20 protein-coding genes and 1 tRNA gene are annotated in these 22,516 nt (G+C 63.4%); 15 read left to right on the top strand and 6 right to left on the bottom strand.

Annotated features, from left to right (window positions below; translation table 11 throughout):
- Positions 1-173, top strand: a 173-nt coding sequence (locus HHL14_RS29095; RefSeq protein ID WP_169501055.1) for an integrase core domain-containing protein, incomplete at its 5' end; no start/stop codon positions are given.
- 709 nt (positions 174-882) lie between these two features.
- Here the strand turns inward: HHL14_RS29095 and HHL14_RS29090 are convergent.
- Positions 883-973 (bottom strand) — tRNA-Ser (locus HHL14_RS29090).
- Between the two features lie 312 nt (positions 974-1,285).
- Here HHL14_RS29090 and HHL14_RS29085 point away from each other — a divergent pair.
- Positions 1,286-2,161 (top strand): VOC family protein, encoded by an 876-nt coding sequence (locus tag HHL14_RS29085; protein WP_169501054.1) that lies wholly within the window; start codon positions 1,286-1,288, stop codon positions 2,159-2,161.
- Positions 2,162-2,183: 22 nt separating this feature from the next.
- Here the strand turns inward: HHL14_RS29085 and HHL14_RS29080 are convergent, their stop codons facing one another.
- Complete coding sequence (locus tag HHL14_RS29080) at positions 2,184-2,396, bottom strand: hypothetical protein (protein WP_169501053.1); 213 nt, start codon at positions 2,394-2,396, stop codon at positions 2,184-2,186.
- Between the two features lie 569 nt (positions 2,397-2,965).
- Here HHL14_RS29080 and HHL14_RS29075 point away from each other — a divergent pair.
- The 3 genes from HHL14_RS29075 (at position 2,966) to HHL14_RS29065 (ending at position 7,778) form a co-directional block, all read left to right on the top strand.
- Positions 2,966-4,540 carry a hypothetical protein gene (locus tag HHL14_RS29075; protein WP_169501052.1) on the top strand — a complete coding sequence of 525 codons (1,575 nt, stop codon included), beginning with the start codon at positions 2,966-2,968 and terminating at the stop codon, positions 4,538-4,540.
- 147 nt (positions 4,541-4,687) lie between these two features.
- Positions 4,688-6,244 carry a methyl-accepting chemotaxis protein gene (locus HHL14_RS29070; RefSeq protein WP_169501051.1) on the top strand — a complete coding sequence of 519 codons (1,557 nt, stop codon included), beginning with the start codon at positions 4,688-4,690 and terminating at the stop codon, positions 6,242-6,244.
- A 277-nt stretch (positions 6,245-6,521) separates the two neighbouring features.
- Positions 6,522-7,778: an MFS transporter gene (locus HHL14_RS29065; protein WP_169501050.1), complete on the top strand. Its 1,257-nt coding sequence runs from the start codon at positions 6,522-6,524 to the stop codon at positions 7,776-7,778.
- Positions 7,779-7,878: 100 nt separating this feature from the next.
- Here the strand turns inward: HHL14_RS29065 and HHL14_RS29060 are convergent, their stop codons facing one another.
- A complete protein-coding gene (locus HHL14_RS29060) occupies positions 7,879-8,796 on the bottom strand; it encodes a DMT family transporter (protein ID WP_169501049.1) in 918 nt (305 codons plus the stop codon).
- Positions 8,797-8,988: 192 nt separating this feature from the next.
- Here HHL14_RS29060 and HHL14_RS29055 point away from each other — a divergent pair, with 192 nt between their 5' ends.
- The gene (locus HHL14_RS29055; RefSeq protein WP_169501048.1) at positions 8,989-9,918 is read left to right on the top strand and encodes a LysR family transcriptional regulator; all 930 of its coding nucleotides are present in this window, start codon (positions 8,989-8,991) and stop codon (positions 9,916-9,918) included.
- A 163-nt stretch (positions 9,919-10,081) separates the two neighbouring features.
- Positions 10,082-11,188 (top strand): asparaginase, encoded by a 1,107-nt coding sequence (locus HHL14_RS29050; protein ID WP_169501047.1) that lies wholly within the window; start codon positions 10,082-10,084, stop codon positions 11,186-11,188.
- A 58-nt stretch (positions 11,189-11,246) separates the two neighbouring features.
- Here the strand turns inward: HHL14_RS29050 and HHL14_RS29045 are convergent, their stop codons facing one another.
- Complete coding sequence (locus HHL14_RS29045) at positions 11,247-12,215, bottom strand: chemotaxis protein CheV (RefSeq protein ID WP_169501046.1); 969 nt, start codon at positions 12,213-12,215, stop codon at positions 11,247-11,249.
- Between the two features lie 414 nt (positions 12,216-12,629).
- On the opposite strand from HHL14_RS29045, the gene HHL14_RS29040 reads away from it, so the two are divergent.
- From HHL14_RS29040 to ypfJ, 7 genes are all read left to right on the top strand, one after another.
- Positions 12,630-13,205 (top strand): DUF4142 domain-containing protein, encoded by a 576-nt coding sequence (locus tag HHL14_RS29040; protein WP_169501045.1) that lies wholly within the window; start codon positions 12,630-12,632, stop codon positions 13,203-13,205.
- A 254-nt stretch (positions 13,206-13,459) separates the two neighbouring features.
- Positions 13,460-15,247: a tetratricopeptide repeat protein gene (locus HHL14_RS29035; RefSeq protein ID WP_169501044.1), complete on the top strand. Its 1,788-nt coding sequence runs from the start codon at positions 13,460-13,462 to the stop codon at positions 15,245-15,247.
- 377 nt (positions 15,248-15,624) lie between these two features.
- On the top strand, positions 15,625-15,843 hold the full coding sequence (locus HHL14_RS29030) for a hypothetical protein (protein ID WP_169501043.1): 219 nt from the start codon (positions 15,625-15,627) through the stop codon (positions 15,841-15,843).
- Positions 15,844-16,103: 260 nt separating this feature from the next.
- Positions 16,104-16,400 carry a hypothetical protein gene (locus HHL14_RS29025; RefSeq protein WP_169501042.1) on the top strand — a complete coding sequence of 99 codons (297 nt, stop codon included), beginning with the start codon at positions 16,104-16,106 and terminating at the stop codon, positions 16,398-16,400.
- 236 nt (positions 16,401-16,636) lie between these two features.
- Complete coding sequence (locus HHL14_RS33395) at positions 16,637-16,885, top strand: hypothetical protein (protein ID WP_407945318.1); 249 nt, start codon at positions 16,637-16,639, stop codon at positions 16,883-16,885.
- Between the two features lie 187 nt (positions 16,886-17,072).
- The gene (locus tag HHL14_RS29015) at positions 17,073-18,098 is read left to right on the top strand and encodes an aldo/keto reductase (protein ID WP_169501041.1); all 1,026 of its coding nucleotides are present in this window, start codon (positions 17,073-17,075) and stop codon (positions 18,096-18,098) included.
- Between the two features lie 625 nt (positions 18,099-18,723).
- On the top strand, positions 18,724-19,608 hold the full coding sequence (gene ypfJ / locus HHL14_RS29010; RefSeq protein WP_169501040.1) for a KPN_02809 family neutral zinc metallopeptidase: 885 nt from the start codon (positions 18,724-18,726) through the stop codon (positions 19,606-19,608).
- 171 nt (positions 19,609-19,779) lie between these two features.
- Here ypfJ and HHL14_RS29005 read toward each other — a convergent pair whose 3' ends face one another.
- Complete coding sequence (locus HHL14_RS29005) at positions 19,780-20,523, bottom strand: SDR family oxidoreductase (protein WP_169501039.1); 744 nt, start codon at positions 20,521-20,523, stop codon at positions 19,780-19,782.
- 119 nt (positions 20,524-20,642) lie between these two features.
- On the opposite strand from HHL14_RS29005, the gene HHL14_RS29000 reads away from it, so the two are divergent.
- Entirely contained in the window at positions 20,643-21,542 is a 900-nt protein-coding gene (locus HHL14_RS29000) for a LysR family transcriptional regulator (RefSeq protein WP_169501038.1), read from the top strand.
- Between the two features lie 9 nt (positions 21,543-21,551).
- Here HHL14_RS29000 and HHL14_RS28995 read toward each other — a convergent pair whose 3' ends face one another.
- Entirely contained in the window at positions 21,552-22,496 is a 945-nt protein-coding gene (locus tag HHL14_RS28995) for a LysR family transcriptional regulator (protein WP_230413253.1), read from the bottom strand.
- Positions 22,497-22,516: the final 20 nt, after the last annotated feature.

Genomic DNA, 22,516 nt, shown 5'->3' with positions numbered 1-22,516 from the left:
TGAAATATGAAGAGGTGTATCTGAAAGCCTATGAATCGGTCAGCCACGCCCGGCGCTCAATCGGCGATTACATCAGTCTGTACAACCAGAGACGACCTCATTCGAGTCTGGAAGAGCGCACGCCGGATGAGGCATACTTCGCGACGCTGCCTGCGATCAAATTGGCAGCATGACTGCCCCGGACGTTCCACTTAAAAATCTCAGAAGTCTGTCCGAACGGGTGAGGCCACCTCTTATCTCGCGGATGCGATTTCGCACAATGTCACTTCGACTTGCTTTTTAAGGCGGCGCATCGCCTGGAGGCTCCCGGTTTCTTCCACTTCATCGTGGCGGTTTTCAAACAGGTTGGCGAATGGAATGTCGTCGTTGTCAGTTCGATGCAAACCGCTGGGCGGCCATATGCACGATCCTTCGCCGTTCGCGGCGTATAAAGCGGCTTACGTAGCGAGTTGGGGCAGGGCTACTCCTTTCCCGCGATGCTCTGATGAACCGCTCGGGCAATCATCCGCTCCGGTCAGGGTTTTGCGTCTTGGACTCAAAACAGTCCGGTTCAAACGCCCCTGTTCGGATCCTCAGGACCAGCGGCCTGTAGCTCCGTCGCGATTTCACTGTGCGAATCGTCGGTATGTTTCGCCAGCCTGGTTACGTCCTCACGATTCGATATGAATCTGGCAAGCCGCGCCGCTGCGATGATGGCGAATGGAGGGTTTTTCGGCTCGGCCATTGTCGGCCCCACTACATGCGGCAAACATGAGACGGATGCTAGTGAAGGCTGGCGGACCTGACGGCAGCGACTTTTTGCCCGCTGAAGGGCTAATTGATGGGCCAGAAAAACAAAAACCCCGTAAATCACTGAATTTACGGGGTTTCCATTATTTTTTCTGGCGGAGAGAGGGGGATTCGAACCCCCGATAGGCTATTAACCTATACACGCTTTCCAGGCGTGCGACTTAAACCACTCATCCATCTCTCCGCTGAGGGGCCGAATTATAGCAAACTTCGCGCCGTGCGCTACACCTCTGTGGCAGGGGGCGTGTAATGAGGGTCGTAGGCCCTCGGCGGGCGGCCACGCGGTGTCATCGCTATCGCCCGGCCAGCCGCGACTCGTCGACGATAGTCAGTCCCGGTTCTCCCCAGCGCGAGAGCCCGACCGGCGCGACGCGCTCCTTCTACCGACATCCAGCCCATCCAATTGCCTGAGAAGGGTAAGGCAGGCAAGATCTCATAAACGCGGCGCAACGGCCAAACGTTCCGCGCATCGCGCCAATTCTTCAAAGGCACGCAGATGGATCATTTCGACTACGCACGCGAGGACACCGGCAACCTCGTGCTGCTCGAGCATGTCAATCTCACGATACCGGACCAGCGTCTCGCGACGGCGTTTTACGTGAGCGGGCTCGGACTCACGCGCGATCCCTATCTGATGACGGGCGTGACCAACATGTGGATCAACGTCGGCCGTTCGCAGATTCATTTGCCGCATGGCGACGCGCAGCATCTGCGCGGACATGTCGGGTTGCGGGTCGGCGAACGCGCGTCGCTGCTCGAACGGTTGCGCGCGGTGCGGCCATTGCTCGCGCAAAGCAGCTTCGGTTGGACCGAGCGGGAAGATCGCATCGAGGTGATCTGTCCATGGGGCAATCGCTACGACTGCCTCGATCGCGCGACTGTCGCGGCGGCCGATCCATGGTCAGGCATCGACCTTGGCATCGCGTATGTTCAGCTCGATGTGCCCAGCGGTTGCGCGGCATCGATCGCGGCGTTCTACCGCGAGATGTTGGAGGCGCACGTCGAGCTTCGCGAGCGCGATGGTTCGCTGCAGGCCGTGGTCGCGGTCGGCACGCATCAGCAACTGATCTACGCGGAAACGTTCACCGCAAGCCAGCCATACGACGGACATCACATCCAGATTTACGTGGCCGACTTTTCCGGACCGTATGCGCGGCTTGCGGCGCGCGGGCTGACGTACGGCGAGGAAGCGCATCAATATCGCTTCGCCGATCTTGTCGATCCGGTAAGCGGCGCGCGTTGCTTCACGCTCGAACATGAAGTGCGCAGCCTGCGTCATCCGCTTTACGCGAGACCGCTGGTGAATCGCAACGCGGAGCAGACGAACCGGAACTATCGGATGGGAGGCGATCCGTTTAGCGGGGTGTTCTGAGCGTACGGCTTGGCAATGCACGCTACGCCAAAACAGCGAACGGCAGCGGTCCTTCGACAATCGCAATTCGCCGAGCCATTGATCGAATTCGCAGAGGCATTACACCGCCTTTCAATTTTCCATCAGCGCGAATATTAAAGAAATTAGCGAAGCGATCAGCGGTGTCGCTTTTATCTTCAGAGTGGGTTGTCATTAATCGACTCAAATCGCTCTGCGCGGCTATCTGTTCTTGCATTGCCGTTTTCGCTGATGTCGTCGCAATAGATCGACCGAAAAGGCGCGATGCCACCTTCATCCGCTGCCTGGTTTCGTTGGCCTCGGCGCGCTATAGAGGGTCGAATTCATAATGCCCGCGTCTATCCGCCCTCTGATCCACTTCATAAAGCGCGAATCTTTGTCAGCACAACAAATATTAGAAATACTTTACCTTTTTAGGTAATAAAGTGTGATTTCTGCTGGGCTGTACCGGGTCTTCAGGGTACGATTTACGCCGGTTGTGGCATTTTCGGGAAAAATTTCCCGGCAAGGTAATGCGTGGGCTGCGATCGGTAAAAGGTTCGCGGGAGGTTTGACCCCGCGCCGTACGTGTCGACCCTGTCAATCTGAACCACCGCGAAAGCACGTATTTCGTGGGCACCGGTTCAATCGGACATAAGACGTGCGTTCAGAAGCACTGCAGGACGGTTGCTTGATAAGGACTGCGATCAATCGCATTCAGTCCTTCGGCACTGTCCGTCCGAATCTCAGCGAATACAAACTCAGTCTTTTTATCGGGAATTTTCCCGACATTGGAAATCATTCTGTATGGTAAAGCGACGTCAATTTATTGGCTGCCTGACGGCACTCGGCACAAGCGCTCTTTTGAGCGCGTGTGGTGGAGGCGGTTCGGACGGCGGTAGCGGCAATTCCGATGCGTCTAACGCTTCGAATGCCACGAATAAGGCCACGGCACGCGCGAAATCGGCTTCATCGAGCGGCACGGCGATCCCGCCGGCTTCGTCGATTACCGACAACAACGGCGACGTGTGGACGCTCTCCGGAGGCTCGGTCTACCGTAACGGCGCGAAGGCCGGCGATACCTACAACGTCTCGCTCATTCTGTTTTATAGCGGCACCATCTACCACGAAGGAACGGGCGGCCAGTTCTACGGATGGACAGGCTCGGGCTGGGTATCGTGCAACGATCCGCGTCTGGGTGGCACCTCTGCTGATGGCACTTCGCTGCCCACGTCGCCGTACATCATCGACAAGGCCGGCGCGATCTGGACGCTTTCCAATGGCGTGATCTACCGCAACGGCGCGACGGTTGGCAACACGTACAACGTGTCGCTCGTGCTGTGGTACGGCGGCAAGATCTGGCATTGCGGCACGGGTGGCCAGTTCTACGTGAATGCGGACGTCGCCAACCAGTGGCTGCCTTGCAGCGATCCGCGCATTGCGATCGCGGCGCCTGCGGGCATGTTCTACGGCATGAACGGCCACTTCGACTACACGTACACGCCGCAGCAGATCGTATCGATCCTGAAGGGGATGGGCTGCACGAGCTATCGCGTGGGCTGCACGACGGATTCAACGCAGATCAATGCGGTGATCGGCCTCGCACAGTCTTTCCAGTCGGCGGGGATGACGCTGGTCGTGCTGATCAATCAGGGCGTCTACGATGCCAGCGGCAATCTGCTGAATGGCGAATCGGCTGCTTATAGCCAGGGCTATTCGGTGGCGCAGACGATTGCCAATGCGCTGAAGCCCTATGGCGTGACCATCTACGAATGCGGCAACGAGTTGACGCGACAGAATGCGACGGTGAACAACTTCACTTACGCGGGTACCAAGGCGTCCGACTTCAACAACAGCAACTGGCCGGTGATGCGCGGCGTGATGCGCGGGATGATCGACGGCGTGAAGTCGGTGCAGTCGAACGCCAAATGCGGGATCAACTTCTGCGTGGCCGACGTCGGCGCGTCGGATGCGCTGTGGGACGGCATGCAGCCGGACGGCAGCGGCGGCTATCCGACCGTGCGCTGGGACATCACGACGTGGCACAACTACGAGGTGTACGGCGACGCGTTCGATATCGGCACCGACGGTGCAGGTCCCGGCTTCGATCTACCGACCTACTGCAAGGCCCGCTACGGTGTGCCGTTCATCGTCAGCGAATGGAACACCGGGCCGGAGCAGACCGAGACTTATCGCGGGAACTACATCACGACGAAGCTCGGCGAGTTCTATCAGAATCGCAAGACCCACAACATCCAGTCGGTGATGTACTACGTGCTCGATAGCGGCAACGACACGTACGGCATCATGCTCAACGGCACCGCGCTGAATCCGTCGTACAACGCGTTCACGAGCTTCACGTCGGGCAATCCGGACAACTGACGCGCAGCGATGCTCGCTGGTGGTGCGTCAGTTCATGAAAAATTCACTTAATAACGCCCACCAGCGGCCGTAATCAGGCGAGTTGCCCGCATGGCAACGCCGTTGCGCTGTTCCGTGCGCAGCGGCGTACTTTCTCGTAGGCCCGCAATGCGCAAACTCACCATCAAAGCCCGTCTTTTCATCCTGACCGGCGCGGTCGCCGTCGTTGCTCTCGGCATCGGCGCGGCAGGCCTCGTCGGCGTTTCAACCTCGATCGACGCTCTTCAGCAGATGTTCGAAGGGCGCGCCAAAGCGCTGCAGGCGATCTCGACGATCAACGAGCTGGTCGCCGAAGCCAGCTTCTCCGTGAGCGACGCGATTCTCGATCCGTCGGCACAGAAAACCCAGGCGGTGAGCGCGGGCACGTCCGCGCGCATCGAGCAGGCCGACCGGCTCATCGACCAGTATCTCGCCGGCAGCGTGCAGGCTGATGAACGCAAGCGCGCCGATGAATTCACGGCGAACTGGCACACGCTGCGCGACAAGGGGCTGCGTCCGGCGATCCAGCTGCTCGGCGCGAACAATCTGTCCGAAGCGCAATGGGTGCAGACGCAGACCATCGAGCCGATGTCGCGTGCGGTCAGAACCCAGGGCGCGGCGCTACGCAAACTGGAACTCGCGGTTGCGCAATCCGAATACGAGCACGCGCGCCGCAGCGGACGCATGGTCGAATGGCTGGTGGTCGGCTTTATCGCGGGTGGGGTGCTGGTGGTCGCGTTGCTGTGCGTGTCGATGGCGCGCAATCTGTTTCGCGAACTCGGCGGCGAGCCGCACGTCGCTGCGCAAGTGGCGCATCGCGTCGCGGCCGGCGAGTTGTCGGTCGAGGTGCCGCTCGCGCCCGGCGACACCGATAGCGTGCTGTGCGCGATGAAGACGATGCGCGACCGGCTCGCGTCGATCATCGGCGAGATTCGCGATTCGACCGAGACGATCGCCGAAGCGAGCGCCGGCATCGCCACCGGCAACGGCACGCTCGCGAGCCGCACCGAAGAGCACGCGGCAAGCATCCAGCAGACCTCGGCGAGCATGGAGCAGTTGGCGTCGATGGTCAAAGCGAATGCCGGGCATGCGGTCGAGGCACGCAATCTCGCGGGCATCGCATCGTCCAAAGCCGGCGACGGCGACCGCGCCGCGCGCGATGCCGCCGAGCGCATGAGCGCGCTCGCGCAGCGTTCGGCGCGCGTGCGCGAGATTACGTCGGTGATCGAGGGCATCTCGTTCCAGACCAATCTGCTGGCGCTGAACGCGGCGGTGGAGGCGGCGCGCGCCGGCAATCAGGGACGCGGCTTCGCGGTGGTCGCGCAGGAGGTCAGGGCGCTCGCCGAGCGCAGCTCGATCGCCGCGAAGGAAATCGACGTGCTGATCAAGGAGATGACGGCCGAGGTCGACCAGAGCGGCATCGCGGTGCGCTCCGCGGGCGAGACGATCGTCGATCTGCTGGGCTCGGTCAAACGTGTGGTGGAGCTCGTCGATTCGATTGCCGACGCGACGCGCGAGCAGAGTTCGGGCATCGATCAGGTGAACGCGGCGGTCACGGTGATGGATCGCGTGACCCAGCAGAACGCCGCGTTCGTGCAGGAGGGCGCGCAGGCGGCCGGGGCGTTGAAGCTGCAGGCGCAGACGCTGCGCTCGGTGGTGCGCTCGTTTCAGCTCGAGGCGTTGTAAAGCGAAGGCGGCGTAGAGACGGAGATTGCGCAGGCGTGCAGGTTGCCGCTGCACGCCTGCGCGTGCGACGTGTTGCGAGTCGGCGCACGCGATGAACGACTCGCGAAAGCAGGCGCGGGCCGTGCAATGTAAGTGACCTGAAAGCACACCGCAATCGGCCCGTTTCGCTATCGGACCACCTTCAGCAGCCGCCCCGATCTTGCTCTAAACTAGCGCGCCCAACCCACGCCGCCCGCGCGCTACGTCACGTAACGAGCAAGACACGAGCAAGACACCGATGCCCCCAGCCGCCGATCCCGCCGATTCTCCCAACTTCAGCCTGCCGAAACACCCGCCGTTCCAGCGTTTCTGGTGCACCCGCATCCTGTCGTCGCTGTCGTTCCAGATGCTCGCGGTCGCGATGGGCTGGCATGTGTACGCGCTCACGCACAGCGCGTTCGCACTCGGTCTGGTCGGTCTCGCCCAGTTTCTGCCGATGTTTCTGCTGACGCTCGTCGTCGGTCATGTTGCCGATCGTTACGATCGACGCCGCATCGCCGCGATCTGTCAGAGTCTCGAAAGCATTGCCGCGCTGCTGTTCGCGATCGGCACCTTCGGCGGCTGGATCACCGCGCCGGTGATCTATGTGCTGGCCGCCTGTGTCGGCGCGTCGCGCGCGTTCGAATCGCCCGCGGTGTCGTCGCTGCTGCCGGCCGTGGTGCCGCGCGGTCAGTTGCCGAAGGCGACCGCGTGGGCCACTTCCGCGAATCAGACCGCGCAGATCGCGGGCCCCGCGCTCGGCGGTCTGCTCTACGGCATTGGGCCGGGCGCCGCGTATCTGGCGTGCACGCTGTCGTTTGCGGCCGCGGCGATATCCGTGTGGAGTATTCCGCTGCAGATGAAGCCGGCGAGCCGCGTGCCCGTCACGCTCGAATCGATCTTCTCGGGCATCGCGTTCATTCGCCGCGAGCCGGTGATTCTCGGCGCGTTGTCGCTCGATCTGTTCGCGGTGTTGTTCGGCGGCGCGACCGCGCTGCTGCCGATTTTCGCGCGCGACGTGTTGCACGCGGGGCCGATCGGCCTCGGGCTGTTGCGCTCGGGCACCGCGATCGGCGCGCTCGCGGGCACTATCTGGCTCGCGCATTTCCCGCTGCGCAACCGGCCCGGCGCGGCGATGTTCGGCGGCGTGATCGCGTTCGGCATCGCGACGGTCGTGTTCGGGCTGTCGCATCAGTTCATCGTCTCGCTGATCGCGCTGATGGTGCTGGGCGCATCAGACACGATCAGCGTGGTGGTACGGCTGTCGCTCGTCCAGCTTCGTACGCCCGATGAAATGCTTGGCCGCGTCAACGCGGTCAATTCGCTATTCATCGGGACTTCGAATCAATTGGGCGAATTCGAATCGGGGCTGACCGCGGGATGGTGGGGCGCGCAGCCGGCGGTGCTGGTCGGCGGCGTCGCGACGATCGCGATCGCGCTGCTGTGGATGCGGCTGTTCCCGGAGTTGCGCCACACCCGCAAGCTCGAGCGCGACGAGGAACTGGCGAGCGCCTGATTGCTGTAGCGTATGCGCGTATTGGACGCGCGGGGTGCGATAACGGCGCGGCGTATCCCCGCGCGATCCGCGCCGTGCCGCAGACGAGAACCGTCGCCCGTCAAGCCTGCACTCGCGCGACCACCGCTCGCCACGCGGTCCAGCGCACCGTCGCGAGTATCGACGCCGCGACGATCAACCCGCCCCCGACCCACGCGGTCAACGAAATCCGCTCGCCCAACCACAGGCACGCGAACAGTGCGCCGAACGCCGGCTCGCTACCCATCAACAGCGACACGCGCGTCGGACTGCTGCGTTTGATCGCGAAGTTCTGCGCGAAGAACGCGAACAGCGTGCACGCGATGACCAGATACGCGACGTAAGCCCAGAACGCCGGATGGTCATGCCAGGACGGCAACGCCTGCCACTGTCGCGGCGCGAACAGCCACGCCGCGGCCGCGCTGCCCAGCGCGACGACACCCGATTGAACCGCGGTCACCGTCAACGGCGGCACCGTCGAATCGCGCATCACGCGCTTGGTCACGCAGACCGTCAACGCACGCAGCAGCGCGGCCAGCAGGATCAGCGCGTCGCCGGGATTGAGGCTCAACGCGCCGTCGCCGGCGAGCAGCCATGCGCCGAACAGCGACAGCAGCACCGCAATCCATTCGATACGGCTCGGCGCACGCCGCAACAGCCCCCATTCGACGAGCGGCGTCAGCACCACGCACACGCTGATCAGAAACGCGGCATTCGCCGCGCGGGTCATCAGGATGCCGAAGGTTTCGCTCAGCAACGTGGCGAGCAGCAGCAGGCCGACGCCCAGTACGCCGCGCAGCGTGCGGGCATTCGTGCCGCGTAGCGAGCGCAGGCTGGGCGCGAGAAGCGCGAACGTGAGACCGAAGCGCAGCGCGAGCAGGCCGAGCACCGGATAGAACACGAGCGCGCTCTTGACGACGCCGTACGTGGTGCCCCACACGGCCGCGACGCCGAGCAGCATCAGATCGGATAGCAACAGCAGACGTTCGTGTTTCGACATGGCGGCACCTTTGGTGGGGCAGGGCGTGGGAGGGGGAGGAGGCACCTATTGTCGGGTTTTGCGTATGAGAAGATAATCGGGCCGCCGTGCACAGCCTTTATGTTGCCAACGCACAAATACGCGTATGCATGAACGCATGCATGAATGCGCGACCAGCCTGCCGTTTGTGCGCGTTACCGCGAGCCCACGACGATGACCCCGAGCGAACTTTTTGCGTTGTTACCCGACATGGCCGTGTTTGCGCGCGTCGTCGATGCCGGCAATTTTTCGGTGGCCGCGCGGCAGCTGGGTAGCACGCCGTCCACCGTCAGTCGGCAGATCAGGCGGCTCGAAGACGCGCTCGCAACACGCCTGCTCGAACGCTCGACGCGCAGCGTGCGAGTCACCGAATCGGGCGCACAGGTCGCGCGGCTGTGTCGCGACATGCTGAGCGCGGCGTCGGGCGCCGTCGATGCCGCCGGGCAACTGTCCGGCAAGCCGCAAGGCAAGGTCAGCGTGAGTGCGCCGACGCAGTTCGCGCGCGCCGTGATTCATCCGCTGGCGCCGGGTTTTCTGCGCGCGTACGACGAAGTCGACCTGCAGATCCTCTTCACCGATCACGACGTCGACCCGCTCGCGACCGATGTCGATCTGGTGATCCGCCTGACCGAACATCCGCCGCCGGGCCTCGCGGGGCGCCGGCTCGGCACGGTGCGCTGGCTGCTGGCGGCGTCGCCGGCTTATCTGCGCTCGCGCGGCACGCCCGCGCAGCCGCGCGATCTGCGCGAGCACGCGTGCATCTACCTTGGCGAAACCGCCGACGATCACCGCTGGCGGATGCGGCGCGGCACCGAAACGCAGAGCGTCGACGTGAAGGGCCGCTACGTCGCCAACCATGCGGGCGCGCGGCTCGAAGCGGCGCAGCAGGGCTTCGGCATCGCCTGCGTGCCCGAGTTCGCGGCTGCTGCCGCGCTGCGTGACGGCGAGTTGATCGAGGTGCTGCCGGACTGGCAGCTCGACATGCGCGCTTACGTGGGCTCGGTGTGGCTGCTTTATCCGCCGAACCGTTTCTTGCCGCCGAAGGTGCGTGTGTTGATCGACTACCTCGCGGAGCACGTCGGCGATGCGCTTGTCACTGCGTGAGCGGAGAGCGTGCATGAAGCAGGGCACAAAGCACGACGTAAAGCACGGCAAAGCGTGAAGCAAGGCCGGCTACGCACGTAAAATCGCCCGACTGCCAGCATCACGATCGCCACCCACACAACACGGTCGCGACCCATCCATCGCGACGACAAGGAGAACTCTGATGAGCCAGCCCGAGCTGCATCACAGCGCACGCCCCGGCGCGCTCGCCGCGCCGATCGCGGCGACGATCTATCGCGGCGATTCGATCGAGAACACGCATCTCGCGCATGTCGCGGTCGTCGATGCGGATGGCCGTTTGCTGTATTCGTTCGGCGACCCCGCGCGCATGACGCTCGCACGCTCGGCCGCAAAGCCGGCGCAGGCGCTTGCGGTGCTGGAAACCGGCGCGCTCGAACGCTATGGTTTCGACGATGCCGATCTCGCGTTGATGTGCGCGTCGCACAGCAGCGAGCCGCGCCATATCGAACGCACGCGCGGCATGCTCGCGAAAGCGCAGGCAAGCGAGGCGGATATGCGTTGCGGCGGTCATCCGCCATTGTCCGATGCGGTGTACGTCGACTGGATCCGGCGCGGCTTTACGCCGACCGCCGTCTGCAGCAACTGCTCGGGCAAGCACGCGGGCATGCTGGCCGGCGCGCGTTCGCTCGGCGCGGCGTTGGCCGGTTATGAGCTGCCCGAGCATCCATTGCAGGTGCGCGTGAAGCAGACGGTCGCCAGCGTGTGCGATCTACCCGACGACGGCGTGCAATGGGCGATCGACGGCTGCAATCTGCCGACGCCGGCTTTTCCGCTCGATCGGCTTGCGCGTCTGTTCGCGAAGCTTGCGGCGGCACAGGACGAAGCGGACGCGCAAGCATCGGCACTGACGACGCGCACGGCGGCGCTCGCGCGCATCTATCGCGCGATGACGTCGCATCCGGAACTGGTCGGCGGAGAAGGGCGTTTCTGCACGCTGCTGATGCAGGCGTTCGACGGCGCGCTGGTCGGCAAGGTCGGCGCGGACGGCAGCTATGCGATCGGCGTGCGCGCATCGACGCAGACCGCGCGGCTCGGCGCGAAGGGCGCACTCGGTATCGCGCTGAAAATCGAGGACGGCAACCTCGCCGCGCTCTACGCGGTGACCGCCGAACTGCTCGCGTTGCTCGATCTGGGCACGCCGGAACAACGCGCGACGCTCGACGGTTTTCATGCGCCGAAGCGGCTCAATACGATGGGCGTCGAGATTGGTCGGATGGACTTTTCGATCGAACTGGCCGCGCATCGTTGAGGGGTGGGGCGGCGCGAGTGATGGGCGGCGGCTGACCTACGCCGCCGCGCTCGCCGAACTACGCAGTCGCCGCCTTAACCTGCGCGACACCCAGCGCACTGCGGATCGCATTGGCCAACTCGGCCGCCGCGAACTTCGCGACATAACCGTTCGCGCCCGCGTTCTTCACGTGCGCCTCGTTCGCCGCGCCCGTCAGCGACGAATGGATGATCACCGGAATATCGCGCGTGCGTTCGTCGGCCTTGATCTGACGCGTCAGCATGAAGCCGTCCATCTCCGGCATCTCCAGATCGGTGAGCACCAGCGCGATGCTGTCCTTCGCGCGCGTGCCGTTCTGCTGCGCGTCGCGCGCGACCTGTTGCAGCGTGGTCCACGCTTCCTCGCCGGTCTTCGTCATGATGAAGTCCGCGCCGATCGCGGTCAGCGCCTGCTCGATCAGCTTGCGCGCGAAGCCGGAGTCGTCGGCGGCGAGAATCTTCGCGCCGCGACGGATGCCGAGCGCTTCGCCGACCGAGGCCGGATCGACGCTCGGATGCTGCGACGGAAACACGTCGCGCAACACCTGCTCGACGTCGATCACCTGCGCGAGCCGCGAGTCGCCGGTATTGCCGTCGATGCGCGCGATGCTGGTGACGAGCTTGCCGCCCGCCGAGCCATCGGCCGACAGCACCTGATTCCATTCGAGCCGCACGATGTCGTCGACTTCCTCGACCGCGAAGGCCTGGGTCGAACGCGCGAACTCGGTGACGAGCAGGATGTTCAGGCCGCGCGTGGGTTCGCAACCCATCAGGCGCGGCAGATCGATCACCGGAATGATCTGGCCGCGAATGTCGACTGCGCCCATCACGAATGGCGATGAACCGGCGATCGGCGTGACCGGCGGCATCGTCGAGATTTCGCGCACCTTGAACACGTTGATCCCGTACAGCTCATGCGCGTCGCTGCCGGGCACGCAGCCGAGGCGGTATAGCAGCAATTCGAACTTGTTGGAGCTCGTGAGGTTGCTGCGCTCGGTGTTGTCTGCCATCGGAATCGTTCTCCAGGGGTGCGATGCTTATCGCGTGTCGGTGCGTGGGTGCGCCATGCAGGTCATTCATTCGCCCTGGCGCGTGGCTTGTCTCCGGGTTATCGGCGGCGCTAGCGAAAAATTCAGCGTCTGGCAGCGATTTCGCGCGGCACTCATGGTTTGCACGCATGCACAGCAAAGCCTGCAAATGCAGCGCTTTCCTATGAAGGTTACCTAAGGTTACAGAAGCGACAGCAGCGTTTCACCTGCCGCGACAGGTCGCTTCTAGAATCGGCAGCGATAAAAGCGTGGCGCCCCGGTTTCATTCGCAAGCCGCCTGCAATCTCGCCTGCAATTCACTTGCAAGCTTTCGCGCAGCGCTTTATTTGCGGCGCACACGTGTCCTTCGTTTCGCTGCCACCTCAAGGAGAACGTATGATCCGCCTGTCTTCCGTCCCCCTCGCCAGAATCGCCGCCGCCGCAAGCGTTTGCGGACTGCTAACGGTCGCTTCGGTGGCCAGCGCGCAAACTGCCGCTCCCGCTGCTTCCACCGATCCGGTTCGTCTGCATGCGGCCGATCAGACCTTCATCGCCGCCGGCACCCAGGCGGTCGCGACGCAGCGCGATGCCGCGCGTATCGCGAGCGCACGTTCCACCGATCGCGACCTGAAGGCGTTTGCCGAACGCGTGTCGAACGACGACGCGAAGATCACCGACGCATTGCGCGCGGCCAGCCAGCGTGGTGTCGACGTGCCGAAGAACGACCCCGACGCGGCCGTGCTCGCGAGCATCAACAATCTGCGTGGCGCGGACTTCGACAAGACCTATATCGAGCAGGTCGCGCTCGCCGGCGAACAGAAAGCGCTGTCCGCATTCCAGGCTGAAATCGCATCGGGTCGCGACGAGCAGTTGAAGGATGCGGCGAAGAAGGCATTGCCGACGATCCAGCAGCACTACGCGATGGCGCAGGATCTCGCGAAGCGCAAGCATCTGGCTGTCGCCGCGCAGTAAGCGGGGTTAGGTTCGCTACGCGCCGGGGTGATGCGGGTCATTCCGGTTGCGTGGTGAGTACTTATCGACTCGACACACCGCGCGCGATTCTCTTCGCGCAACAGCGCTCGTTCGCGGGTGGCCTTTTCGGCGATAATCGAACGCCTGTTCCGGTCGCCCGCACGTCTTGCATGTATTGGATCTAGTGCGCTCCTTATGCGCATGTGCGGCGCGGCTGTCCCGACGATCGTTCCCGCCTTCCATTGACATCCCGCATGAACAAGCCCGGCAATCTGCCGCAACAGTTGGACCGTCTGTTTCGACATGCCGTCGCGCTTCAGCAGAATGGCGCATGGGTCGAAGCAGAAGAGCTCTATCGCGAGATTCTCGAACTCAAGCCCAAACATGCGGACGCGTTGCGCTTGCTCGGCGAGCTCGCGTTGCAGACCGGCCGCGTGCAGGAAGGCATGGAGCTATTGAAGAAAGCGCTGGCGGTCAATGCGAAACAGCCGGCCGTGCATTCGAATCTGGCTTATGCATTGAACGCATTGCAGCGCCCCGACGAGGCGCTCGCCAGTGCCGATCGCGCGCTCGCGATGCAGCCGAAATTCGCCGACGCGTTGAACAATCGTGGCAATGCGCAGGCCGCGCTGAACCGTCCGCTCGATGCACTCGCGAGCTTCGAGCGCGCATTGGCGCTCGCGCCGGAATTCGCGGCGGCCTGGAATAATCGCGCGTGCGTGTTGCGCGATCTTGGCCGTTACGCGGATACGCTCGATAGCTGCGACCAGGCGCTCGCGTTGCAGCCGAATTATCCCGATGCGTGGAGCAATCGCGGCAATGCGCTCGGCGATCTGAATGAGCCGCTGGAAGCGGAGCGCTGCTATCGACGCGCGCTGGAACTCGCGCCTGGGTTCGTCGATGCATGGAATAACCTCGGACTCGCGCAGGTCGATCTCGATCGACGCGAAGAGGCGCTGTCGAGCTACGAACGGGCACTGGCGTTGCATCCCGAGTCGGCGGAAGCGCACTGGAATCAGGCGCTGTGTCTGTTGCAGATGGGACGCTTCGAGGCCGGCTGGCGCGAGTACGAATGGCGCTGGGAGCGCAACCGCATCCGTGCCGGCAAGCGCGAATTCGCGCAGCCGCTATGGCGCGGCGATTTTTCGCTCGACGGCAAGACGATCCTGTTGCATGCGGAGCAGGGCCTTGGTGACACGCTGCAGTTTTGCCGCTATGCGCCGCTCGTTGCGAAGCTTGGCGCGAAGGTCGTGCTCGAAGTGCCGCGCGCATTGATGCGACTGCTGTCGACGCTCGATGGTGTCGATCAGTTGATCGAAGCAGGGCAGCCGTTGCCGTCGTTCGATTGTCATTGTCCGTTGCTGAGCTTGCCGCTCGCGTTCGGGACGAACGAGACGAGTATTCCGGCGCAGACGCCTTATCTGTTTGCGGATGCTGAGGCCGTGGCGGAGTGGGGTGAGCGGATCGAATGCGATGCGAGCGAAGAGGCGAGTGAAGATGCAGGCGAAGATGCCAACGCTGAGGCAACGGCAAACGCAAAGTCCCGGGCGGGAGGGCCGCTGAAAGTCGGTCTCGTATGGGCCGGCGAAAACCGCGCGCACATCGCCGAGCTGCGCAAGATCGACGCGCGTCGCTCGCTCGCCTTCGAGTGTTTCGCCCCGCTTCTCGATGTGCCGAACGTGCGCTTTTTCAGCGTGCAAAAGGGCGCGGCTTCGACGCAACTGGCAGACAGCACATTCCGCGAGCGCGTCGCCGATTACACCGACCTGCTGCACGACTTCGCCGACACTGCCGCGCTTGTTGCCAATCTCGATCTGGTGATTTCAGTCGATACGTCCACCGCGCATCTGGCCGGCGCGCTCGACAGGCCGGTCTGGATCCTGAACCGCTTCGATACCTGCTGGCGCTGGCTGCTCGAACGCAGCGACACGCCGTGGTATCCGAGTGCGCGGCTGTTCCGGCAGCCGGCGCTTGGTGATTGGGACAGCGTGTTGGGGGACGTGCGGGAGGCGTTGAGTGCGTTGTCTGTGCGGGATGTGTAGGCCAACGTTGAAGGGGAGCGATGGCGGGCCTCATATGGCCGCACGGATCTTCGCTGCATGGGAGCGGGGCCTGTCGTCGAGTTTGATTCGCATCGAATGCGTCAGGCATGGCTTGACGCATTCGATGCACGGCTGATGTTTCGCTTCTCACGCTGCCGGCTTCTCCCTTTCATACCGTTCAAGTCCCTTTGTTGACAGTCTTCCATGATGTTGCCGGGGTTCATCACGCGTCGCTCGATGCGTGCTCCGACCCGCTGTCAGCGGAACCTGCGACATTCGCGACCCGATTTGGGGATGCGTTCTTCTGCAGAGCGCGATGCGGCCCGTGATATGCCGTGATACGTATATCGGCTGATCCGACCAGCACAGGGCAGCAAATGGCGATTGATTTCAAGGTTGGCACCAACCGGAACTGCACGTTCTACACGAGGCAGGAATATCGCGGGAATCCGTTAAGCGAAGAGGCGCGCTCCGGACGCCAGCTTATTACTTCGGCAAGCTCATCGGACCTGACCCGCGATAGCCGTCAGTTGGCGCGGCTGCTCCAGTTCTTGCGCGGCGCGCTGGTTCGCGCGTCCCGGCGACGTGCTGCCTGATGGGACTATCGCCACACCAGTGTCGACGCCGCCTGGTGATGCGCAATCGTTCGAGTACATAGAGAGTGCGCCGCTCGGTGACGCGCAGGATCTGGCAGCACGCGGCGTTAGCGAGGCAGACGAGGCTGAATGCTACGCTGGCTATGAAGTGGATATGGAGCAGTGCCAGGTCGCGCGTGCGCTGTATGCAGACTCCCGCACTTACTCGCTGTGCACACAGCGCGCATTTGAGACATTCCAGCAATGCAGAGGATACTGATATGACGAAGCCTCCACGAGCCAGCATCGTTTTTTATGATGAAGACACGCAACAACTGAAGATGTGCACGGTAGTGCGCTCACGTGTTCAGGCGGTCATTGACCGGGCGACGGCTGTCACCATTCCGCCCGATGCGCCAGAGCACTCGGAAAAATCATTGACGGACGAAGATGCCCGCAAACTTGGCGGCATGCTGATGCTATTGCAGGGATTTTCCAATCCCCAGCTACGTGAGCGGCTTCAAATTACGACGGAAGCGCCGATGGACTGGAACCCGTCCCTACCTTCGGGCGATTGATGTCGTTCGTTGACATAATTCGCGATCGGCTTCGGAGACGCGCTCTTTGACACAGCACCCATTAGCATTCGCTTCGTTCGCAATCGCAGGCGACACGATCCAGCCCGCATACTGGACAAATTATTTCGGTGTTTCGCCCCATATCGCCCTCATATCGCCCTCATATCGCGGTTACCAGGGGATATCCGATCAACGACCCGACCGGACAAAATCGCCAACTAACGAGGCGCACTGGCGTGTGGTCCATCAACAGTGAAAATGCGGTACGCAGCGATCATCTGGAACCGCATCTGCGTTACCTCGTCCAGTTGCTGGCGCTGCCACGTCCAGACCTGAAGGCGCGTCTGGAAAGCGCCAGCGCCAAAGTCCGATTCTTCTGCTACTGGGTGAATGAAAGCGGTGATCGCGTGCCTGATGTACCCGCGGACATCGTCGCACTGATTGAGTCGATCGGCGGCACGGTGGAAATTGACGAATACCGATGAAGCAAAGGCGTCTGCGTCGAAGGCTTGGCGAAGTTGACGCGATACCTGAACCGCATCGCAACAACCCTCCACCTCGCTCACCCCCGCCCAAATCCCGCCCGAATCGCACCTTCCCGCCGACGCGTTTTCCCGGACGCGCGTAGACTGAACGTCCGTTTATCGACGGCAATGCCACGGAGATTATTCAATGGAATACAGACATCTGGGTGCATCGGGTTTCAAGGTGCCGGTGCTGAGTTTCGGCACGGGTACGTTCGGCGGCAAGGGCGAGTTTTTTCAGGCGTGGGGTGAGACCGACGTCGCCGAGGCGCGGCGTCTGATCGACATCTGTCTGGACGCGGGCGTCACGATGTTCGACACCGCCGACATCTATTCGCGCGGCGCGTCCGAGTCGGTGCTCGGCGAGGCGCTGAAGGGCAAGCGCGATCAGGCGATCATCTCGACCAAGGCGACCTTCCGCTTCGACGACGGACCGAACAACGTCGGCTCGTCGCGCTTCCATCTGATCCAGTCGGTCGACGCGGCGCTCAAGCGTCTGCAAACCGATTACATCGATCTGTTCCAGTTGCACGGCTTCGATGCGAAAACGCCCGTCGCGGAAGTGCTGTCGACGCTCGACGACCTCGTGCGCGCGGGCAAGATCCGCTATATCGGCGTGTCGAATTTTTCCGGCTGGCATCTGATGAAGTCGCTCGACGTCGCGGACCGCTACGGCTATCCGCGCTACGTCGCGAATCAGACTTACTACTCGCTGGTCGGCCGCGATTACGAATGGGAGCTGATGCCGCTCGGCGTCGATCAGGGCGTCGGCGCGGTGGTGTGGAGTCCGCTCGGTTGGGGGCGCCTGACCGGCAAGCTCAAGCGCGGCCAGCCGCTGCCGCAAACGAGCCGTCTGCACAAGACCGCCGACATGGGTCCGCCAGTGCCCGACGAGTATCTGTTCCGCGTGCTCGACGCGCTCGACGAAGTCGCCGCCGAAACCGGCAAGACCGTGCCGCAGATCGCGTTGAACTGGCTGCTGCAACGCCCGACGGTGTCGACGGTGCTGATCGGCGCGCGCAATGAGGAGCAGTTGCGGCAGAACCTCGGCGCGGTCGGCTGGAATCTGACGCCGGAACAGGTCGCGACGCTCGATGCCGCGAGCGCGACGCGGCCCGCGTATCCGTACTGGCATCAGGAAGGGTTTGAGGAGCGCAATCCGAAGGCGGTTTGAATGATGCCGCTGTGCAGTGCTGAGATGTAGCGGCGCAGATTGTGAGAAAGCTGGCTGCTATTGGAAAACAGAACGCCCGGGAAACCGGGCGTTCTGTTTGGTGTGGTGTTCGGAAGCGCCGCTGCGCAGCACCATGTCAGGCGGTTGCTGATCCTGACGCGACTTGCATCGCGCCTGGTCGCGGACATTGAACAGTCATGTCATTGCTGCATGACTATCGACGCGGCTTTTTCGCGCCTGCTCCAATTGCACCGCCTATTGCCGCTCCCAGACTCAACCACAGACCCATGTTTTCAGTCGCTGCACCCACCGCAGTGCCGACAGCGATACCGATTGCCAGCCACCTTCCCATTCCGTGTCTCTCATACAGGGTTATCGTGCCCAGGACATTAACACGCTCGCCCGGACGATGAACGGCCGGTCGGTTCGTTGATTGCCGCGATGAATACCGCGACCGGTTAGACAAGCCCGCGCCGCGCCACATTGTTAGCGATGCTTCAGATGAACTTAACACCCCTGTTCCAACCGCCACGCCTGCATATAAACTGCTCGACAACTCACCACCTCAAACCCTATCGCGTCGCACCATGTCGCGGCCGATAACGGAGAAACACGGAGAAACGACATGCGCCTCGATGACGAAGCAGAAAGCCAGAATGTGGAAGACCGCCGAGGCGGGGGAGGCGGCAGAATGCGGGTGGGCGGTGGCATCGGTATCGGGACGATTGTCATCGCGTTGGCCGCATCGTATTTCTTCGGTATCAATCCGATGACGATCATCAACGGCGCGCAGGTGCTGCAAGGCAGCGCGCCGCAAAGCCAGGCGCAGGCGCCGGTGCAGGGCAATGCCCAGCCCGTCGAAGATGCCGGCAGCCACTTCGTGCGTCGCGTGCTCGGCAACACCGAACGCACCTGGCAACACATCTTCCGCACCCAGTTCAATCAGGACTATCCGGCGCCCAAGCTCGTGCTTTTTACCGACGCCACGCCGACCGCATGCGGCACCGGCCAGTCCGCGATGGGCCCGTTCTACTGCCCGTCCGATCGCACGGTGTATATCGACCTGTCGTTCTACCGCGAATTGCGGGACCGCTTCGGCGCGAGCGGCGACTTCGCGCAGGCGTATGTGATCGCGCACGAGGTCGGGCATCACGTACAGAACGTCATCGGAATCTCCGACAAGTTCGACGCCGCGCGGGCGCGCATGTCGCAGGCGCAGGCCAATGCGTTGTCCGTGCGCCTCGAATTGCAGGCGGATTGCCTCGCGGGCGTATGGGCGGCGGTTGCGCAGCAGTTGAATACCAAGCTGATGGAGCCGGGCGACTTCGAGCAGGGTCTTAACGCCGCCGGCGCGATCGGCGACGACCGGCTGCAGCGGCAAGCGCAAGGACGCGTGGTGCCCGAAGCTTTCACGCACGGCACCAGCGAGCAGCGTCAGCGTTGGCTGCGGCGCGGCATGACGACCGGCGATATCCGCCAGTGCGATACGTTCTCCGCGCAATCGTTGTGACCGTCATTAACGTTTTGTCGAACGGATCAATCCGATCGATGGGGCGTCGCCGCATCGGCCGCTGAGGCTGACAGCGGCAACGGTCCCCGATAGTCTCCGACGGCAGCGCCGCTGTCGTCGGGGACCTCACGCTCCAGGCGCAGTAGGGAAGTACGACCGTACCCCGAGGCCTCAAGCCAACCCGCCATTCGCCCGCAACACCTGCCCGTTCACCCAGCCCGCATCCGGGCCGACCAGAAACGCGACCACGCCCGCTACGTCGTCCGGTTCGCCGAGCCGTTGCAGCGGTGGCATCTTCGCGAAGGTCTCGATCTGCTCGTCGGTCTTGCCGTCGAGGAACAGCGCGGTCGCGATCGGTCCCGGCGCCACCGCGTTGACCGTGATGTTGCGGCCGCGCAGTTCTTTCGCGAACACCCGCGTGAATGCTTCGACGGCCGCCTTGGTCGCCGTGTAGATGCCATAGCCCGGCAGGTTCAGCGCGAGCACCGAAGTCGAAAAATTAACGATGCGCGCGCCGTCGTTGATCCGCGCAGCCGCCTCGCGCAGCGTGTTGAAGGTGCCGCGCACGTTGATGTCGAAGGTCTGGTCGTAGAGCGCGTCGGGCGTGTCGGCGATCGGCGTCGGCTTCATCACGCCGGCGTTGTTGACCAGCACGTCCACTTTGCCGAGTTCCCGTTCGGTGATGTCGAACAGGCGGCGCACGTCGTCGGGCTTCGACACGTCTGCCTTGATCGCGACCGCCCGGCCGCCGGCTTCGCGGATCGCGGCGACGAGCGCATCGGCTTCGCCCGCGCTCGACGCATAGTTGATCGCGACCGCGAAGCCGTCCTTCGCGAGCCGCTGCGCGATGGCCGTGCCGATGCCGCGTGATGCGCCGGTGACGATGGCGACTTTCGATTGTTGGTTCGTGTTCATGATTCGTTTTCCTCGAAGAAGGGGATGAGTGGGTGAGCTGAATCATGGACGCTTTCGGCTCCGAGATAATCGGGTTAGACTGGCCATCATCATTCCATTTGTTTTAATAATCCATCGCCATGGACCGTTTCGAGGAAATGCGCGTGTTCGTGCGAATCGCCGAGCGGCAGAGCTTCACGCGCGCCTCGGACGATCTGCGCATTCCGCGCGCGACCGTCACCAATCTGATGAAGCGTATGGAGGAGCGGCTCGGCGCGCGCCTGCTCGAACGTACCACGCGCACGGTGCGACTCACGCCCGATGGCGAAGCCTATTACCGCCGCTGCGTGCGTCTGATCGCCGACATGGAGGAGGCCGAGGGCTCGTTTTCGAATCTGGCGCCGAAGGGGCAGTTGCGCGTGAACGTGCAGGGCACGCTCGCGCGGCATTTCGTGGTGCCCGCGCTGCCGGCGTTTCTGGAGCGCTTTCCCGGCATCGAACTGATGATCGGCGAGGACGACCGGCTCGTCGATCTGGTGCGCGAGGGGATCGACTGCGTGCTGCGCGCGGGCGTGCTGCAGGATTCGTCGATGGTCGGGCGGCGCGTCGCGTTGTTGCAGCAGGTCACGGTCGCGAGTCCGGCCTATCTGGCCGCGTACGGCGAGCCGGCCGAGCCGGCGGAGTTGGCCGGGTTGTCCGCGCATCGGGCGGTCAACTACATCTCGAGCGCGACCGGCAAGCCGGTGCCGCTCGAATTTCGCGTCGACGGGCGCGATATCGCGCTGGTGCTGCCGTCGGCGGTGTCGGTGAGCGGCGCCGATCTGTACGCGGGGGCGGCGATCGCCGGGCTCGGCATCGTGCAGGTGCCGCGTTATCGCGTGGAGGGCGAGCTGGCGACGGGGCGGCTGCGGGTGATTCTCGCGAACTATCCGCCGCCGCCGATGCCGGTGTCGGTGCTGTATCCGCAGAACCGGCAGTTGTCGTCGCGGGTGCGCGTGTTCGCGCAGTGGCTGCGGGAGATTTTCGAGGCGGTCGGTTGAGAGGCGCGTTCAGGCGGACGGCGCGGCGGGCCGCCGCCGCGCCGGCGGCTCCGTGTGAGCGTCCGGCCGCGCCGCGTCGCCCGCGTCGCGCAGATACTCGATAAACCGATCCGCCACCGGCTCCGTATCGCCGGCCCGCCGCAGCAGCAACACTTCCGACAACAGCGTCTCGCCCTGCAACGGCACGAAGCACACGCGCGGATCGCTGATCTGCCGCAGCGTGTACGGCACCAGCGCGACGCCCATGCCGAAGCCGACCATCGTGACGACGGTCTGCCACAGCCGCGCCTCATGACGGATCAACGGACTGAAACCGGCGCTCACGCACTGCGCGATGATCAGGTCGTGATAATGCGGCGACACCGTGCGCGGAAACAGGATGAACGGCTCCTGCGCGAGCGCGCGCAGATCGACCTTGCGCTTGCGCGCGAGCGGGTGATCGACCGGCAGGCAGCACAGGAAGGGCTCGGAAAACATCGTCGTCGAAAGCACGTCCGACGGGAAATTGCCCCAATGCGCGTAGCCCATGTCGATCTGCATGCGCTGGATCGCGTGCACCTGCTCGCTGGTGTTCATCTCCTTCAGCACGATTTCGACGCCCGGATGATCGGCCTCGAAACGGCTGACCGCCTGCGGCATGCCGCGATACAGCATCGAGTTCACGAAGCCGATCCGCAGCCGGCCGGCGAGGCCATGCGCCGAGCGCACCGTGATGCGCTCGGCCTCGCTCGCCTGCAGCAGCAGCCGGTACGCTTCGCCGAGCAGCGCCTGACCCGCGTTGGTCAGCGCGACCGATTTGTTGGTGCGTGCGAGCAGTTGCACGCCGAGCTGCTCCTCGAACTTGCGGATGTCGAAACTGAGCGCCGGCTGCGAAATGAACAGCCGCTTCGCCGCGCGGCCGAAATGCAGTTCCTCGGCGACCGCCACGAAATAGCGCAATTGCTTCAGATCCATCGGCGTCTCCAGATCGTTAT

This window comes from Paraburkholderia antibiotica (genome assembly GCF_012927125.1).
In the GTDB taxonomy this organism is placed as follows: domain Bacteria; phylum Pseudomonadota; class Gammaproteobacteria; order Burkholderiales; family Burkholderiaceae; genus Paraburkholderia; species Paraburkholderia antibiotica.
The sequence above is the reverse complement of the archived record's forward strand: the minus strand, read 5'-3'. Positions and strand labels throughout refer to the sequence as shown.

Bases quoted from the DNA above. Each gene is read 5' to 3' on its own strand.
- ypfJ (WP_169501040.1), top strand. From the start codon at position 18,724: ATGCGCCTCGATGACGAAGCAGAAAGCCAGAATGTGGAAGACCGCCGA.
- HHL14_RS29085 (WP_169501054.1), top strand. From the start codon at position 1,286: ATGGATCATTTCGACTACGCACGCGAGGACACCGGCAACCTCGTGCTG.
- HHL14_RS29030 (WP_169501043.1), top strand. From the start codon at position 15,625: ATGGCGATTGATTTCAAGGTTGGCACCAACCGGAACTGCACGTTCTAC.
- HHL14_RS29075 (WP_169501052.1), top strand. From the start codon at position 2,966: ATGGTAAAGCGACGTCAATTTATTGGCTGCCTGACGGCACTCGGCACA.
- HHL14_RS29070 (WP_169501051.1), top strand. From the start codon at position 4,688: ATGCGCAAACTCACCATCAAAGCCCGTCTTTTCATCCTGACCGGCGCG.
- HHL14_RS29060 (WP_169501049.1), bottom strand. From the start codon at position 8,796: ATGTCGAAACACGAACGTCTGCTGTTGCTATCCGATCTGATGCTGCTC.
- HHL14_RS29045 (WP_169501046.1), bottom strand. From the start codon at position 12,215: ATGGCAGACAACACCGAGCGCAGCAACCTCACGAGCTCCAACAAGTTC.
- HHL14_RS29035 (WP_169501044.1), top strand. From the start codon at position 13,460: ATGAACAAGCCCGGCAATCTGCCGCAACAGTTGGACCGTCTGTTTCGA.
- HHL14_RS29005 (WP_169501039.1), bottom strand. From the start codon at position 20,523: ATGAACACGAACCAACAATCGAAAGTCGCCATCGTCACCGGCGCATCA.
- HHL14_RS29050 (WP_169501047.1), top strand. From the start codon at position 10,082: ATGAGCCAGCCCGAGCTGCATCACAGCGCACGCCCCGGCGCGCTCGCC.
- HHL14_RS28995 (WP_230413253.1), bottom strand. From the start codon at position 22,496: ATGGATCTGAAGCAATTGCGCTATTTCGTGGCGGTCGCCGAGGAACTG.
- HHL14_RS29015 (WP_169501041.1), top strand. From the start codon at position 17,073: ATGGAATACAGACATCTGGGTGCATCGGGTTTCAAGGTGCCGGTGCTG.
- HHL14_RS29055 (WP_169501048.1), top strand. From the start codon at position 8,989: ATGACCCCGAGCGAACTTTTTGCGTTGTTACCCGACATGGCCGTGTTT.
- HHL14_RS29065 (WP_169501050.1), top strand. From the start codon at position 6,522: ATGCCCCCAGCCGCCGATCCCGCCGATTCTCCCAACTTCAGCCTGCCG.
- HHL14_RS29000 (WP_169501038.1), top strand. From the start codon at position 20,643: ATGGACCGTTTCGAGGAAATGCGCGTGTTCGTGCGAATCGCCGAGCGG.
- HHL14_RS29025 (WP_169501042.1), top strand. From the start codon at position 16,104: ATGACGAAGCCTCCACGAGCCAGCATCGTTTTTTATGATGAAGACACG.
- HHL14_RS29040 (WP_169501045.1), top strand. From the start codon at position 12,630: ATGATCCGCCTGTCTTCCGTCCCCCTCGCCAGAATCGCCGCCGCCGCA.
- HHL14_RS29080 (WP_169501053.1), bottom strand. From the start codon at position 2,396: ATGCAAGAACAGATAGCCGCGCAGAGCGATTTGAGTCGATTAATGACA.